A 16,288-nucleotide genomic window follows, 5' to 3' on the forward strand; every position below is an offset into this window, starting at 1 on the left:
TAAAACTACTCCTTTTAGAAGGTCCCTTATATGACAATATCGGTTATACACCCTTAGTGCTGCCGGAGGCAAGGGTGGCGTTTCCGCCCAGAGGGATGATCTCCTTCATGGAATAAACCAGATCCCGGTAATTTTCCGCCGGTTTACGCCAGGAAAAGATATCCTTTTCCATCCTCTGCCGGGCGGATTCCAGCGTCTCGGGACTTTCTTCACTGTATATCTGGTGGAAACGCTGCATGGCGTCGTAAAATGCCACGGCAGAATAATCAGAGAAAAGAACACCATTACCCCGAAGAGTACGTTTCTCCTTTACCATACCGTGGACCGTATCACGAAGCCCTCCGGTTGCCCTGGCACAGACAAAACATCCGCAGGCAAAAGCTTCCAGCTGGCTGATTCCGCCGGGTTCATGCATGGAGGGCATCAGAAAAAGATCCGCCCCCAGCAGGGGAATACGAACATCCTGAAAGCCGATCCCCACGGATACCTGACCCGGGAACCAGTCCTTGAGACTCATCAGTCCCCTGGCGATCTCATCTCCCCGTTCGTCTCCGCCGGCTACAGCCCCTCCGATGATTCCCTGGTACCCCAGAGTGGTGAAAACACCCTCCGAAGCTTCCAGGAGCAGCTGAAATCCCTTCTGCTCCGTAAGACGGTGAATCATTACAAAGAGGGGCGTGTCCGGATCGACCTGCAGTCCCCGGGTAAGCTGAAGAAGCAGCTTGATTCGCAGACGTTCAAGCAGGCGCCGGCGCCGGCCCTGTTTCAATGCCTCGATTTCCCCGGGGACCAGTATCTCGGCGTACTTTTCTTCCAGCTGATTCTTTAGCAGAGGGTCCTTTTCTATGCAGGAATACAGGGCGCCGATATTCTTTTCCAGGAATTTCTCTTCCTCCAGACGCTGCAGAGCCCTCTTTCTGAAATCGCCTCCCACACCGTTATTAATGCCGGAAACATCATGCAGAATCTTTTCCATCCCGTCCGAGGCTATCTGAATCTGCTTTGCATAACTCGGGGATACGGTAACGACCTTGTTGGCGCTTCGAATCCCGGCGGCCATGCAGTTTATCTTTACCGCTTCCTGGGGATCTTCGAATCTCCAGTATTCGTGCCCGGCAAGATTGAAGAGCCGGAACAGATCGTTTCCGGCTTCCCAGCGACGGTAGGCATCGAAATACTGCCATCCCCCGTTGTGGATAATATGGACCAGACTTGCCCGGTCAAAGACCGGTTGACCCGCATAGCGGGGATCGCTGCGGACAATGGCTGAAAAAATACCTGAGTAGGCATCGTTGGTAAAGATAACCAGCGGATCAAGAGAAAATTCCCGCACCAGCTCCGCAGCGGCCCGGGACAGGGCTACCCTGCGCCGCAGCCGCTCGGCTCCGGTAACCCCGTAGTAGAGCCCGTCGAAAAACTCATGATGTTCGAGCAGGTAGTAGCGGATGCCATCCACCATGGCTGTATGGACCCCGGCCTCATACTCCTGATCCAGTATCCAGAAGCGTACATTCCTGCCGGTATAGCTTACATTGTAGCGTCTGCAGGCCTGCTCCATCTTCTGAACCGACTTTGCGTCCCCCTGTCGATAGAGAGGGGTAATAACCACCGCGGATTCCCCCATGTTTGCCAGTTCCCGGGGAAGTTCATAGACTACATTCGCCAGTCCTCCGGATTTTGAGAAGGGATCGGCTTCGGCGGACAGGAATACCAGACTGCCCCCCCGATAGGAGTACTGCAGATATTCTCCGGTCTCCCTGACGGTGGGATCCGCGTCTTTCCGCATATCCGCCAGATAGGCCCAGACAGGATTTTCACTGTGGTCGGCTTCATCACGCCAGAGATAATAGAGAAAACGCTTAAGCCCGAGACGCAGGGCCTCGGGATTGTCCTGCATCAGGGGTGCCAGGGTTTTCGAGATATAGGTCGTAAACTCCCTGTAGCTTCCGGCGTGAGCCTTCATCTCGTTATAAAAGAGAGCAGCGGAAACAGCCGTCCGACTGCCGGCAGAGCAGAGCCGGTAAATCGACTGCCTGAGCAGCTCGGGATAGACCTTTTTACGCTCCTCCGCGGTGCTTATCCGGCGGAGCACCAGAACCTTGTAGCGGTCCGTATGTGGAATGAGCATCTCCACCCGGGAATGACGCAGCTCTGCCCCGGTGTACCAGCCGGACATGCCGGTTACTGCAGAGTAGATCGGGTCAGAAACATGGTAGTAGGCCTCGTCTTCCAGGGGAAGCCGGGGATCATCAAAACGGATGGATGCATTCTCGTCGCGGTCGGCAAAATTGAAAGCACCGATAAATCCTACTTCGGAATTGAACCGCAGGGCAGCCGCCACCATGGGGTTTCCGGCCCAGACAAGATATGCCGGCCCTCTGTTGTTCCGGTGTTCGTTGTACAGCTCGGTGTAGAAATCCACCGTTCCGCGATAGGCCTCGCGTTCAAAATCGTTCCAGTTGACATAGATATTATCCAGGAAGACCTTCCAGGACTCACCTTCGGCACTTCCTTCAAAATCAAGGATTATGCTGCTCAGGAAGCTGGTCAGCATCACTGCAGCCCTGTACCCCCGCCGGCCGAAGGTATTCAGAGCCCTGCGTTCATCGTGGTTTCCGAGAATCCCGAGCATCTGGGCCCCGGGAGGCAGGATGGATGGAAAATAGTTCTGGTAAATATGGTATATCTCGCGAACATCCGTCTTTCCATGGATTATATTCTCGCAGATTTTGAAAAGGGATGAATTGTAGGGTACCGTCCCGGTCCTGGAAAGATACTGTTCCCTTCCCCAGTAACACTCCGCCAGATTAACGAAATACCTCTTTCCAAGATGCCGAAGCAGCCGATGAACCCTCAGGGAAAGGTAATAGTGAAAGGGGACGGCGATCAGTTCCGCGCAGGAGGAATCATAATAGCTCGTCGTTACCAGGTGATCATATTCCCTGGTATTGTCGATAATATCCCCTTCCACCAGGGACTCACGACTGCGGTATTCTCCGTGAATAAAGGGGTAGTTGTTGCGCTTCATCATGACCGGCACGGCATGGGACGAATCGAAGCGGATGCCGTCTATGTCGTATTTCTCGATAAGGGTACAGACAGAGTCTGCAAGCCACTGCCAGACGGCGAACTTGCGGTAATTCAGGAGCTTCCCGTCATTCCAACTTCCGTAGCGCCCGTCAGTGGACGCCCGGACCACCAGATTGCCGCCCTCGTCGTAGGTTCGCACGGCATATTCATCCGGCAGTTCCCGGGAGTGGCGGTTCAGGTGGGGGATGACATCTACAATTACCTTTATACCGAGACGGTGGGCTTCAGCCACCAGCGCCGTAAAGGCTTCTTCTCCCCCAAGCTTCGGTTCCAGCTCCGTCATGCTCATGGGCGCAAAGGGCGAGGGAGACTGCGCCTCCGGCGCCCAGTCTTCACGGTTGCTGCCCCTCTTCTGTGCTCCGAGAATGTAAACCGCGCTTATGTTGTATCGGGTCTTGATGTCCTCAAGATGGGCAGCCACATCGGTAAAGGTTCCGGTGCGGATTATCTGTCCCCGTTCGTTATATACCATCCCCGGATTTTCGCTGCGCCAGTAGAGCCGGGTATGACCATGGATATCGGGGAAAATTTCCAGGACCAGTTCCCCGTCAAGATCGGGAAGAACATTTATACGGCCGCTGAGGCCGTCGAGCCAGCGCCCGCCGTTTTTCAGTTTCCTGAAAACTACCCAGTCATAATTTCCCAGGGTGCGGAACAGGCGGCTCGCCTCGTAGCGTCCTGTCGCAGGATTCTGCCTGAGGGGCAGATCGGTGTAATCCAGATCACCGTCCAGCACCAGTTCTCCGGAACTCCGGTCTCCGTAGACCCGTACGAAGTAACCGCTCCTGGACTTCGGCAGGCTGAAACTGAAACGGTGCCTGCTGCCGCTCAGGATAGTTTCGAAGCGGGTTGCCAGGGGTGCGTCATACTCCTTCGGGGCGAAAACACGTTCCAGGGCAATGTTGGCCCGGTTGCGCACCTCGTGTATATCATGTCCCGAGGCGGCGGTCAGAAGACGGACAACCTCACGAAGGGAGTCTTCCTTGTTGCGGGATTTATACTCCCTGGCAAGTTTCTCCAGGGTATCGATCCCCCTGCGGCAGTCATCATAATTGAAGAGCCCGGAATCCCCCGGCAGCCTGCTGTCCAGGAGTACCAGGATCTGTTCACGCTGCTGAGAGCTGAAGGGCTGTGTTTTACCAGGCAGGGGCTCCGGTCTGGACTGGAAAACCTCCGAGAGGGATATGATCTTGTCCAGCAGCTGATCCAGAGACCCCTTTTGAGCCTCCGTCAGTCCTTCGGTATGGGTATAGCCTGTCTCGATTGCCCGCTCTTCGATCTTCAGAATCTCGAGGAAAGAGTGATAATAGGTGTCGTCACCCTCGGCAAGACCAGTAATAACCACATCGAGCAAATTCAGACCGAGATATATGCTCGGCTGTTCCTGCTCCGGTGGTCCGGCATTCACGTAACTGAGAAGGGAGGTTTCCGGGGATAGATGGAATATTGTCGGACTTCCGGGGCGTTCCTTGATCAATACGAAACGTCTTCCGGGAAGCAGAGGATTATTCAGCTGCTGAACGGCACGGTGTACAATAACCAGGGCGTGTAAAAGGCGGGTGGAGATTCTTCCCTGACTGTAAAACCTGCGTTTGACCGACGGTTCTTTTACCGAAGCTTCATCGATTATTCGGTTTCGAAGGGGAATAAAGGTATCCCAGGTATCTTCCGCCCCGGCAGACTCCAGGGCTCCGGCGGCCAGACTTAAATCAGGAATGAAGGCGAACGAACGGAACTGGCTTGCCGCCTCCTGCAACTCATACTCGATATCGGATGCACTGACAAGGCCAAGCTCATCCTCCCGGAAACGAAGAAGAGCTGACGGCAACAACTCGGAAGGACTCCATCTCATATCTATATAGTATCAGCTGTTTCGCCTGACCGCAAATGGATACTAAAAATATATATGGGAACCTCTAAAAAGGAATCAGGATACCCGACAAACGGAGCAGGACTCAGGCTATCGGATATCCCGAAGCTTATTCCTCTTCGTCTTCAGTTTCAGACTCCAGACTCTCTTCCTCGGGGACAAAGAAGAGGTCCTTCAGGGTTTCTTCATCGGCAATCTGTCCACCGTCGCTGTCGCCTTCCTGTTTTTTCAACTTTTTCTCTTCTTTCTTTTTCTTTTTCTCCAGCTCGCGTCTGCGTTTTTCATATGAAAAATGATTTCGTCCCACTGACTCTCCTTAAAAGAAAAAGCCAGGCCATGGGGCCTGGCTCGTGTATTTCAGTTATTCAATTATTGCGTACTGAAACTAGTACTGAAATCTGCGTTCCCGGGGCTTCCGGTCGTTGGCTTCGCTGACCCGCAGTTCGCGGCCGTCAAGCTGCTGACCGTTCAGCGCGGAAATCGCCGCTTCAGCGGAATCATCCTCTTCCATTTCGACGAAACCGAATCCCTTGGACCGGTCAGTGTAGCGGTCAGTGATGATCTTTGCGCTTATTACATTTCCGTACTGCGCGAAGGCCTGATTCAGCTGATCCTCGGTGGTGGAGTAATTAAGATTACCCACATAAATCTTCTTTGCCAATGTTCTGCTCCTCTCATCCGCTATTCCTCGGTGCGGATGACAACAAATATCTGTAACTTTTTGTTCCTTGTGGAATTCAGACCAGTATCGTAAAGGGAAAATGCAATCGAAAGATCGTCTAAGCAAGAACGAAGGCCGAAAAGCAGTCTAAAACCTTTTAGAAAACCAGCACAGTACAAAGAACAACGGCCGGCATAAGCACCGAACGTTTTGGTTACCCGATCATACTAGCAGAGATAGTCACTGCAGTCAAGAGCAAAAAAAACTCTTCTCATCCCGATATACCTGGGATAGACTGACCATACCGCGCAGATCTCAAGGAGGGGACAATGGCTTTTTACGATCTTTCCAGGGAGGAACTCCACCACTTCATGCCGGAGATTCCCGAACCCCCGGACTTTGATCAGTTCTGGTACGAAACCCTGAAGGACACCCGTTCCTGTCCCCTGAATCCCCGTTTTACCCCGGCGGATTTCCACCTTACGGAGATCGAAAGTTATGACGTGACCTTCGCCGGTTTTATGGGACAGGAGATAAAAGGCTGGCTTCTGCTCCCGGCCAGCCGCAAAAAGGATCTGGCCTGCGTGGTCCAGTTCATTGGCTACGGCGGTGGCAGGGGATTCCCCACCGACTGGCTCAGCTGGGCCGCTGCCGGGTATGCGAATCTCATAATGGATACCCGGGGACAGGGGTCAAAATGGAGACGCGGGGACACTCCGGACCCGGAAATGCAGGGAAGCAATCCTCATTATCCCGGCTTTATGACCCGGGGAATCCTCTCCCGGGAAACATATTACTACCGGCGCCTGATAAGCGATGCTGTCCGGGCAATTGAAACAGCACGGACTCACGACGGCATCGACGAAGACAGAATCATAGTGACAGGAATCAGTCAGGGTGGAGGGCTGGCGATAGCCGCTGCAGCTCTGGACGGAAGGGTTGCTGCAGCCATGCCGGATGTGCCCTTTCTCTGCCATTTCAGGAGAGCCACAACCATTACCGATATGTCCCCCTACAAGGAGATCGCCGAGTTCTGTCATACCCACAGGGACAGGGAAGATCTGGTTTTCGAGGTGCTGGACTATTTCGACAACCTGCATTTTGCAAAGCGCGCGGGAATGCCGGCCCTCTTTTCCACATCCCTTATGGACCAGATCTGCCCCCCCTCCACGGTCTTTGCCGCATACAACCACTGGAAAGGTAAAAAGCAGATCAGCACCTATACCTTCAACGGTCATGAGGGGGGCGAAGGATACCAGTTTCTCGAACAGCTCGACTTTCTGAAGGGTCTCGGATTATAGGCATTCCGGTACCGCAGGTTTCATACCAGCCGGCAGCGTTCAACCAGTCTGCTGAAAGCGTCTCTGACTCCCTCGGGCGGGGCCTCCTCGAGACGGTCAAGAAGATCGTAATACAGGTTCCAGGCCCGCCGTTCACGCTGCCACCGGTGCGCGAGCTCTCCCCGGGGCCCGCGTTTTCTCTTCAGAATCTCCGGGAGCCGACGGGCAGCCAGTTCAAGTACCTCTTTACGTGCCCCGGGACTCCCCTTGGAGGTATCCACAAGGTGCAGGGCAAGACGCAGACCTGCGGAGATGGCCGGAGCCGCACTGATAAAACAGCCGGTAAAGGGATCGACCATGGCCTTGGTCATTTTCTGTCCACCCTGCAGAAACGACGCATAATCGGAAAAAACCAGGGTACGGACCAGGTCTCCCACATAGGAACCGGCTTTCCCGGCCGTTACCGCCTGGGATGCAAAGGCCTCCTTGTCGTGACGCATTATCAGCCCGGGCTGGTGCAGGTATCCCAGGCGGGGCGGTCCTTCGGCGGTAAAGGTGGACAGAATATATGCCTGATCCTCAGCACGGCCTACAAAGCCCGGGGTAAAGGGGCGGTGCCGCCTGAGACTCTCCAGGAGAATCCCGTTGGTGCCCCCGGTAACGTGGAAACGCTCTATTGCCGAATCTGTTCCATCGGGCATGCCCTCTTCGCCATAGCGGGTCATCATCTCCGCCCTGGTGGAAACCGCCATGGGGCGCTGTTTGAAAAAGAAGAGATCCTCTCCCGTGGGAGTCGACTCGGGCCACGGGATATCCGGCGTAAAAAGTCCCCGACGGATGTCTCCTTCATTGACCAGCGCCCCGGCTATCATGCCGAGTTCACACTCTTTTCCCTGAAAATCCCGCCCATACGCGCCCCACAGGGGCGAAGTGAAAAGCTCGAATGCCGATTTGCCGGTCTCGGCAATCAGTTCCTGCTGGGGAAAAACCTGATCCAGATCGATCTTGAAGGTACCCCGGATATCCGGGTCCAGCAACACCGACCACAGGGCGGGAAATGCTTTTAAAAAGCTGTAGTGCCTGCCATACTCTCCATCAACGCCGAAGACTTCCCGCAGCAGGAGCCGTTCTTCGTCCCCGTCAATACAGGGAGCCAGGATATTCAGAATTTCCGCCGTATCGTCCTCGGTAAAACCGAAAACCTCGAGACCTTCGAGACTTTTTTTCTCTTCTCCAGAAAGAACGGAGCTGAGCCACTCCCCTGCAAGGGGACGCAGATCCCGGTGGGTAACGGATATCGAAAGCAGTACTTTTACATGAGAGGCGTCTGCCCCTGGACGCCGTTCCTTCTCCACACCATAGGCCCGGGCAAGTCCCTTTAAACCGTACAGAACCTCGTTGGATTCCGGAGATGTCCCAAGGGGAACCGGATGGTCGTACCAGTACTGCTGCGGCCCCTTTGCCGCATCCAGGGCTTTTTTACGAAGGGAATTATCCGCCGGTACCGGATCTTTTCCGGGCACCGGTACTGTGAGCAGGACATTCGAGGTAAAGAGCATCTCCCTTTCCGGCCTGGTGATGGGAACTTCGGCGGGGCGCAGGACTTTGATCCGGCGACGTTTCCGCAGTTTGTCGATCTGCGCCCGAGGATCATCGTCCAGATAGAGGGCTTCCGGAAAGAAGACCTTCCACAGCAGCCCGGGCCGTTCCTTTATTGAAGCGCCGGAACCCAGAAAACGGACAAGCTCCTCAATGTCCCTGGAGACGCTGCTCTCCTGTAACTGGAGAAATTCATCCTCGATACAATCAACCAGCGTCAGAAATGGTTCGGTCAGCGTCTCCCTGGGGGCGGACCCGCTGAGAACCTCGAAAAAGTCATCCGCCCCTCGTGCGGCTTCGTCACCTCCCGTCTCCACTCCTTCAAGAAGTGCCGGAATCAGAAGAGAAAAAAGCTCTGCAGTTGTAAGCATCAGCGATCCTTGTCTTATGCAGAATACTATCGAATTCTGCGGATAAATTGTCGGGCCATTTCAGGGTATAAGTATAAAGCCTGATCCAGACTCTTTCAAACAGATTACAGGTTTTCTCCAAAGCATGACCATCGGTGTGCCGGCACAGCGGGCTGCCCGACTGGAGACACCGGAATTATTCTCCCTCCCCCGGGGAGGGGGGGCGAGGCAGTTGATCAAAGGAGGGAATAGCACGTATTCTTTAGCGCAATCATAACATTTGGAGGTCATGATGAAGCGAGTCGGTCTTTTGCTTATTACTCTTGTATTTGCAGTTTCCTGTACCACAGCAAGTTTTCAGGGAATGCAGATGACCCGGGAAACTCCGTCGTTCAACGTGGTGGGCGAGTTCGAAAGGACCCTGTCTCAGCACGGGATAATCGGCGGCTGGTCCGGCGGCAGTCTGATAAAACTTTCGGACAATGATGAACGGATCTTTTCCATAATTTCCGACGAGATTCAGAAGAAAGGCGGGGATGCCGCCATTGATGTAACCATCGAGTACGGCGCGGGTTTTCTGAATCTTCTGCTGAATGCAATCACTTTCAGCATCTACAATCCCGGAAAGATCGTTATCAAAGGGACAGTAATCAAATACACAAATTAGAGCACCCCAACTCTTGAATTTAACCGGCAGCCGGAACTGCCGGTTTTCTTTTCTTCCGACTATTGGCAGCCCCCTCTTTTTCCTGTACAAAGCGGAATATGAGCAGTCCGGATAAACGATTCCTTATTTACCCTGCGGCCTTTATGGTGAACGGCGGCATAACCATGCTGAATTTCAGCGTAATCTTTTTTATGCGCAGAACCTACGGTACATCCCCCGCACTGGTGGGATGGATGTCCGCATTCTGGGCCTTTGCATATCTGATCGGATGTATCGGTCTGGGGGGCATAAGCCGCCGGCTCTCCTACCGTCGGGCCCTGCCTCTTGCGACCTCGGTAATGGGGATCTCCACCCTCCTGATCCTGATCATTCCCTGGGAGATTTCCGCCCTCTTCTGGTATATGCTTTTCGGCCTTATTACCGCCCTTCACTGGCCCCCTCTTATGGGCTGGCTCTCCGAAGGTCTCGAAGGACGGGACCTGAGCCGGGCGGTGGGGGGGTTCAATCTTGCCTGGAGTACAGGAGCCGGGGCAGGACCCTTTATTGCCGGACTTCTGATTGAACAGAGCCTGCGGCTCCCCCTTTTGGTCATTGCCCTGCTGTACGGTTTTGTGGCAGTACTCTACATCACCACCTTCAGTCTCTCCCGGCGCAGGAAAAGCAGGATCGCCGATCTGCCTGAAATTGACCTGCCGAAAATCAAGGACCAGAGCTCGCCCCTCCGTTATGCCGGCTGGATAGGCGTCTCTTCCTCTTACACCCTTCTGGGAGCGCTTATGTTCATCTTTCCCATGTATGCCGAGGATGTCCTTGGATATGCTGAAAGCTTTACGGGGCTTCTTCTTTTTCTGCGGGGAGCTGTTACCGTGGCAGGTTTTTACCTGGCCGGAAAGACCATCTTCTGGCACCATAATCCGCTGCAGATAAGTATAAGCCAGCTGCTCCTCGGGGCATGCGCCCTGCTACTCGCCTTCGCCTTCAGACCGGGAACGTATCTTACGCTGTATATTTTCTTCGGACTGATCTTCGCACTGCAGTACGCCACCAGTATCTTCCACGGGGTTTCCGGTGCCCTGAACCGGGAACAGCGCATGGCCATTCATGAGGGATCCCTTACCTTCGGAGTGGTGCTGGGCTCCGCAGGGGGAGGGCTTCTATACCAGTGGTTTTCCTTCCGGTCCGTAATGGTGATGATCGCCCTGGCGGTTGCGGCGGCTTCTTTCGCACAGGTCCTGAGTTACCGGAAGCTTTCCAGGAGCACAAAAAAGGCCGCTTCCTGATAATTCTCAGGAAACGGCCTCGATTACTCAATGCACAGAATTCTTTAGTACATATCTCCGCCCATACCTGCCATGTTGGGAGCAGCTTTGTCCTTCTCCGGCAGATCGGTAATGATGCACTCAGTGGTCAGCAGCAGGGAGGCAATGGAGGCCGCATTCTGCAGTGCCGAGCGGGTTACCTTGGCAGGATCGATAATTCCGGCCTTTACCAGGTCCGCCCACTCCATGGTGCTGGCATTGAAACCCATACCGTCTTTCTGTCCCTTGGCCTTGTCGGCGATAATGGAACCGTCCAGACCGGCGTTCTCCGCAATCTGGCGTAAAGGAGCTTCCAGGGCCCGCCTTACGATGGCAAAGCCGGCTTTCTCATCGTCGCTAAGACTGGAGACATCCTCTTTCTCAAGGTTCGCGACGGCCCGCATCAGGGCGATGCCTCCACCGACCACGATGCCTTCCTCTACGGCCGCACGAGTGGCCGACAGGGCATCTTCCACCCGGTGCTTCTTCTCTTTCATCTCGACTTCGGTGGCGGCCCCGATATTGATTACCGCGACACCGCCTGCGAGCTTGGCCAGACGTTCCTGCAGCTTCTCACGATCATAGTCGGAGCTGGTTTCCTCGATCTGTGCCTTGATCTGGGCTACGCGGCCTTTTATGTCCTTCTCGCTGCCTGCTCCCTCGATGACGGTTGTGTTCTCCTTGTCGACCTTGATACTCTTTGCCTTACCCAGCTGCTCCAGAGTGGTGCTTTCGAGTTTGTATCCCATCTCCTCGGAGATAACCGTACCGCCGGTAAGGATCGCCAGGTCTTCCAGCATTGCCTTGCGGCGATCGCCAAAACCGGGAGCTTTAACCGCACAGGCCTTTAAGGTGCCCCGGATGTTATTGACCACGAGGGTGGCAAGGGCTTCGCCTTCCACATCCTCGGCAATAATCAGAAGGGGACGACCATTCTGGGCCACCTTCTCCAATACGGGGAGAAGGTCCTTCATGGCGGAGATCTTCTTGTCATGGATAAGAATAAAGGGATCTTCCATTTCGACGGTCATGGTCTCCCGGTTGGTAGCGAAATAGGGAGAGAGGTATCCGCGGTCGAACTGCATTCCCTCCACAACCTCGAGGGAGGTGTCCATGGACTTGGATTCCTCAACGGTAATAACTCCGTCCTTTCCGACCTTGTCCATGGCGTCGGCGATGAGCTTTCCGATTTCCCCGTCATTGTTGGCGGATACGGAAGCCACGTGTTCAATGTCGCTCTTGTCCTTGATGGGGGTTGCAATCTTCTTGATGGAAGCCACGGATTTCTCCACAGCCATATCGATGCCCCGCTTGAGCCCCATGGGGTTCATGCCGGCGGCAACGTTCTTGAGCCCTTCACGCACGATGGAGTGGGCAAGAACCGTCGCGGTTGTCGTTCCGTCGCCGGCTACATCATTGGTCTTGGTCGCAACCTCCTTGAGGAGTTTGGCGCCCATGCTTTCGAATTCATCCTCCAGCTCGATCTCCTTGGCTACGGTAACACCGTCCTTGGTCACCGTGGGAGCGCCGAAGCTCTTGTCCAGTACAACATTCCGGCCTTTGGGGCCGAGAGTTACCTTGACGGCGTTGGAGAGTTTCTCCACACCCTTCAGGAGTTTCTGCCGAGCTGCCTCGTCAAAAAGAAGCTGTTTTGCTGCCATATATCTACCCTCTACTCCTCAATAACTGCCTGTATATCATCGTTGCGCATGATTACATGATCCTCGCCGTCGACCTTGATCTCTGTTCCGGCGTACTTGTCAAAAAGAATCTTGTCCTTCGGTTTTACCTTGATCGCTTCATCATCACCTACTGCGACGACAAAACCCTGAGTAGTCTTTTCCTGAGCGGTATCGGGAATAAAGATTCCGCTTTTCGTCTTTGTTTCGGATTCGGCCCGCTTAACCAGTACGCGGTCGCCTAAAGGCTTGAGCTTCATTGTGTTTCTCCATGCTTGTAAGAAGATTTAACCTCTTCACCGAAGAGGGCTCAGTAATTCTATATGTCTTAAAGCAAAAAACGTGCCAACACGGCATTTTTTTATAATTACCTGCATAATATATAATTATTCGTCGTCTTTGTCATCAGTTTTTAAAGAAAATATCCCGGGACAGGACAATGTGACACAGGTACGTTTTTTTTCCGTAAAAAGTGTATCAAATTTACTCAGCAGTTCTCCGGAGAAGGATCGTTCCTCCTCCGGAGAAGCTTCTTCTTAGTCTTCCGCTCCCAGAGGTCCGACAAAACTGGTGGGAATAGTCACAGCCCGGGATTTCAGTTCCCTGTCGACCATATACAGCCCCGGTCCCTTTGCGCCGGCGGAGATCTCCATCCGGGTAATCATGTCCGAAGCATTCTTTTCTTCCTCGACCTGTTCGCTCACGTACCACTGCAGGAAGATCCGGCTGGCATAATCCTTCTCATCCTCCGCCAGGGCCACCAGTGAATGTATCGAAGCGGTAACCTTCTTTTCGTGTTCCAGTGTCTCCTTGAGAACATCCATGGGAGAATCCCAGTTCTCCTGAGGTTTATCAATGGCAAGAAGTACGGGTTTGCTGCCCTGGTCGAAGAGGTACTCGTAAATTTTCATTGCATGGAACATCTCTTCGTGATACTGAACCATGAACCAGTGGGCAAACCCCTCGAGTCCCTGATCATTGCACCAGGCGGACATAGCCATGTACAGATACCCCGAGTACATCTCCTTGTTTATCTGCTCATTCAAAGCCTTGCTCATTTTTTCCGAAATCATCTGTGTCTCCTTATTCTGAGAATGCTAATACTGATATGAAAAAATACTCAGGCACAGGGCTGAGGTAAAGATTTTTCAGGAACTGTTATTGAGGACACCGCTAAAAACTACTCTATTTCACCATATCCTGCGTCGTCAGGATTTCCCGCGGTCCTCAACTCTTGTTACCACAAGAGTTTGCGGGCGCTAAAAAATCTTTCCTCCTTGACTATGGAAAAAATACCACGTTCTTAGAGCTGCCCTTGATTTCTTATCGAGAAGGATCTGCCCAGCACCTTCCAGAGATCCGCCAGAATGGAATTCCCGGCACTGTTGATACCCGCATCAAGCAGCACGTCATCCCGGTTACGGCTAAGCCATCGATAAATCCTCGCCGCACCGTCCCGGGGGGAGGTTCCGGCCTTGGCGACGCCTACCAGACCGAGCATCTCACCCTCGTCAAAGGTTTTGCGAACCTGTCCGAGATCAAGGATGAAACTGCGGCCGAAGGCCCCCCGTTCTATGCTGACACCGCCTTCCTGTACCGAGGGATTCTCCTGCTTCTTCTGTTGTGTAGCGGGAGGGTTCCGGCGATCCTGTTCCGCCTCCCGGTTGAGCTTTTCCACCCGCTGATTATAAATCAGGGTATTGGCCTGTTTAATCAGGAACAGCAGGCCGTCCCGGTCAATCTCCCTGATAAGTCCCCGCAGCTCCTTCATAAGCGGCTGCCGCGGATCGTCCTGAACCGTTTTTCGGCCTTCTTTTCCGGTTTTCTTTTTCTGTTCCTTTCCAGCCACTACATACCCCCTCTCCGTCATGGTGATTCTGCTCCCAGAGTACATGCAGCAGTTCGTCCGCAGTCATGGGTTTGTAATAATAATACCCCTGATGCTGATAACATCCATGCTTTTCCAGATACTCAACATGCTCAAGGTTCTGAACACCCTCCGCGACGACATCAAGGTCAAGGCTCTTTACCAGATTGATAATCCCCTTGACGATCTTGCGGTTATGTTCCTGGTCCAGACCGCTGATAAAGGTCTGATCGATCTTGATTACATCCACCGGAAGTTTTGAGAGATAACTGAAGGAAGAAAATCCTGTACCGAAATCATCGATCATAAAGGTGAGACCCGGAAAACGGGTTTTAAGATCATTAATTCTCAGCGAGGCGTCCACGGGGTTGCGGATAAAAACACCTTCAGTCATCTCCAGCTTAAGACCCCGGGGATCCACCTTGTACTTCTCCAGGGCTTCCGCGACCTTGCTCTCGAAAAAGGGATCGTCGAACTGCCGGGGACTAATATTGACGCTTAAATACAGATTCGAGCAGCCATGGCGCTGAAGATGGCTCAGCATGTGGCAGGCCTTGAGCAGAACCATCGCACCAAGGGGTACGATAATGCCGGTTTCCTCCGCCAGGGTTATAAAATCACCGGGAAGAACAAGACCCTCTCCCGGATGCACCCAGCGAACAAGAGCCTCGAATCCCACTATACCGTCTCCGTTCCGATGGATGGGCTGAAAATAGAGAGTAAGCTGGGATGCACAGATAGCCGCCCGCAGCCCCTCCTCGAGATGCAGCCTGCGGGTTACCTCCCTGTTCATCTCGGGGGTAAAAAAACGGTAGGTGTTGCCCCGTTCCTTGGCCCGGTACATGGCAATGTCGGCATTGGATATAAGGAGAGAGATATCGCTGCCGTCATCGGGTATTATGGCAATGCCTATGCTGACCCCGAGACTGATATAGGGCAGATCGGGATTCTCCCGGATTGAATAGGGTCGGCGAATATCGTTGATGATCTTCAGAGCGACAACAGCGGCTTCCCGGGGATCGCGCAGGTGAGGCAGCAGAATGACGAACTCATCCCCCCCGAACCTGAACACCCCCTCCTTGCGGCGTTCCATCTCCAGGTTCTCCACCCGAAAAATCTGGTCGCTCTCCCTGAGGCAGTTATGAAGGCGGTGAGTGCATTCCACGAGAATGGAGTCCCCCACGTGGTGCCCCAGGGAATCGTTTACCTTCTTGAAACCGTCAAGGTCCAGAAAAAGCAGCGCCCCCTTCCGCTCTCCATAGCGGAGGGTCTCGTTCAGGTATTCAGTCAGATAGATATGAAAAAGGTCGCGGTTACCCAGATCAGTGAGTTTGTCATGATAGGCCAGGTAGCGGAGCTTTCTTTCGGTTTTTTTCCGTTCAGAGATATCCCGGATAATGCAGGGCATAATCCGGCCCTGATTGGTGGACACGGAAACCCCGAAGGATATTTCCAGGGGAAGGATCTCATTCCCGGCTGTCTCCCCCAGAAGCTCCATATGGTTACTTATCCCACGTTTCTTCCGTTCTGCCAGGGAAAGCAGAAAATAACTGCGGATTCTATCCTCAACTCTCCGGAATTCTCCGGGTGGAAAAAGAGCCGCAAAGGAACGGCCGACAATCTTTTTGGGAGTGGTTTTGAAAATGCCATGTACCTGGGAGTTGGCGTAGACAATACGGAGGTCCTGAGAAACCTGGATTATCACATCAGAAGCTGTTTCCGCCAGGGCCTGATAGCGACTCTTCAGATCTTCAAGTTCCCTGCGATAGCGGCGGATCTTCTCACTCGGCAAGGAGGCCGGCTCCTCCGGTTTCGCAACCTGCTTTTGTATCATGACATTTTCTCTCTGTCTTTACAGTATACACAATTCAGTGGAAAGCTGCAGTTTTTTTTCCGGAAGATGTTCTCACCAGGACCGGGGGATTTA

12 protein-coding genes are annotated in these 16,288 nt (G+C 53.5%); 3 read left to right on the forward strand and 9 right to left on the reverse strand.

Annotation, left to right across the window (positions count from 1 at the left end):
• Nucleotides 1–43: 43 nt before the first annotated feature.
• The 3 genes from B4O97_RS06960 to B4O97_RS06970 form a co-directional block, all read right to left on the reverse strand.
• Complete coding sequence (locus B4O97_RS06960) at nt 44–4,942, reverse strand: glycogen/starch synthase (protein WP_083049496.1); 4,899 nt, start codon at nt 4,940–4,942, stop codon at nt 44–46.
• 127 nt (nt 4,943–5,069) lie between these two features.
• The gene (locus B4O97_RS06965) at nt 5,070–5,267 is read right to left on the reverse strand and encodes a hypothetical protein (RefSeq protein WP_083049498.1); all 198 of its coding nucleotides are present in this window, start codon (nt 5,265–5,267) and stop codon (nt 5,070–5,072) included.
• Between the two features lie 78 nt (nt 5,268–5,345).
• Nucleotides 5,346–5,621, reverse strand: a complete 276-nt coding sequence (locus B4O97_RS06970) for an RNA recognition motif domain-containing protein (protein WP_083049499.1) — start codon at nt 5,619–5,621, stop codon at nt 5,346–5,348.
• 329 nt (nt 5,622–5,950) lie between these two features.
• On the opposite strand from B4O97_RS06970, the gene B4O97_RS06975 reads away from it, so the two are divergent.
• Nucleotides 5,951–6,922 carry an acetylxylan esterase gene (locus B4O97_RS06975; RefSeq protein ID WP_083049501.1) on the forward strand — a complete coding sequence of 324 codons (972 nt, stop codon included), beginning with the start codon at nt 5,951–5,953 and terminating at the stop codon, nt 6,920–6,922.
• A 20-nt stretch (nt 6,923–6,942) separates the two neighbouring features.
• On the opposite strand, the gene B4O97_RS06980 is transcribed toward B4O97_RS06975, so the two are convergent.
• A complete protein-coding gene (locus tag B4O97_RS06980; protein ID WP_083049502.1) occupies nt 6,943–8,871 on the reverse strand; it encodes a hypothetical protein in 1,929 nt (642 codons plus the stop codon).
• A gap of 271 nt (nt 8,872–9,142) precedes the next feature.
• Here B4O97_RS06980 and B4O97_RS06985 point away from each other — a divergent pair, with 271 nt between their 5' ends.
• A complete protein-coding gene (locus tag B4O97_RS06985) occupies nt 9,143–9,517 on the forward strand; it encodes a hypothetical protein (protein WP_083049504.1) in 375 nt (124 codons plus the stop codon).
• Between the two features lie 98 nt (nt 9,518–9,615).
• Entirely contained in the window at nt 9,616–10,797 is a 1,182-nt protein-coding gene (locus B4O97_RS06990) for an MFS transporter (protein WP_143305582.1), read from the forward strand.
• Between the two features lie 44 nt (nt 10,798–10,841).
• Here the strand turns inward: B4O97_RS06990 and groL are convergent, their stop codons facing one another.
• From groL to B4O97_RS07015, 5 genes are all read right to left on the reverse strand, one after another.
• On the reverse strand, nt 10,842–12,476 hold the full coding sequence (gene groL, locus B4O97_RS06995; RefSeq protein WP_083049507.1) for a chaperonin GroEL: 1,635 nt from the start codon (nt 12,474–12,476) through the stop codon (nt 10,842–10,844).
• A gap of 11 nt (nt 12,477–12,487) precedes the next feature.
• Complete coding sequence (locus tag B4O97_RS07000) at nt 12,488–12,754, reverse strand: co-chaperone GroES (protein ID WP_083049508.1); 267 nt, start codon at nt 12,752–12,754, stop codon at nt 12,488–12,490.
• 276 nt (nt 12,755–13,030) lie between these two features.
• Nucleotides 13,031–13,567, reverse strand: coding sequence for a ferritin (locus B4O97_RS07005; RefSeq protein ID WP_083049510.1), 537 nt, complete (start codon nt 13,565–13,567; stop codon nt 13,031–13,033).
• 230 nt (nt 13,568–13,797) lie between these two features.
• Complete coding sequence (locus tag B4O97_RS07010) at nt 13,798–14,265, reverse strand: hypothetical protein (protein WP_083049512.1); 468 nt, start codon at nt 14,263–14,265, stop codon at nt 13,798–13,800.
• Nucleotides 14,231–16,195 carry a putative bifunctional diguanylate cyclase/phosphodiesterase gene (locus B4O97_RS07015; protein WP_083049514.1) on the reverse strand — a complete coding sequence of 655 codons (1,965 nt, stop codon included), beginning with the start codon at nt 16,193–16,195 and terminating at the stop codon, nt 14,231–14,233. Before B4O97_RS07015 ends, B4O97_RS07010 begins: the two co-directional genes overlap by 35 nt.
• Nucleotides 16,196–16,288 lie beyond the last annotated feature (93 nt).

This window comes from Marispirochaeta aestuarii, from assembly GCF_002087085.1.
Taxonomy (GTDB): Bacteria; Spirochaetota; Spirochaetia; order JC444; family Marispirochaetaceae; genus Marispirochaeta; species Marispirochaeta aestuarii.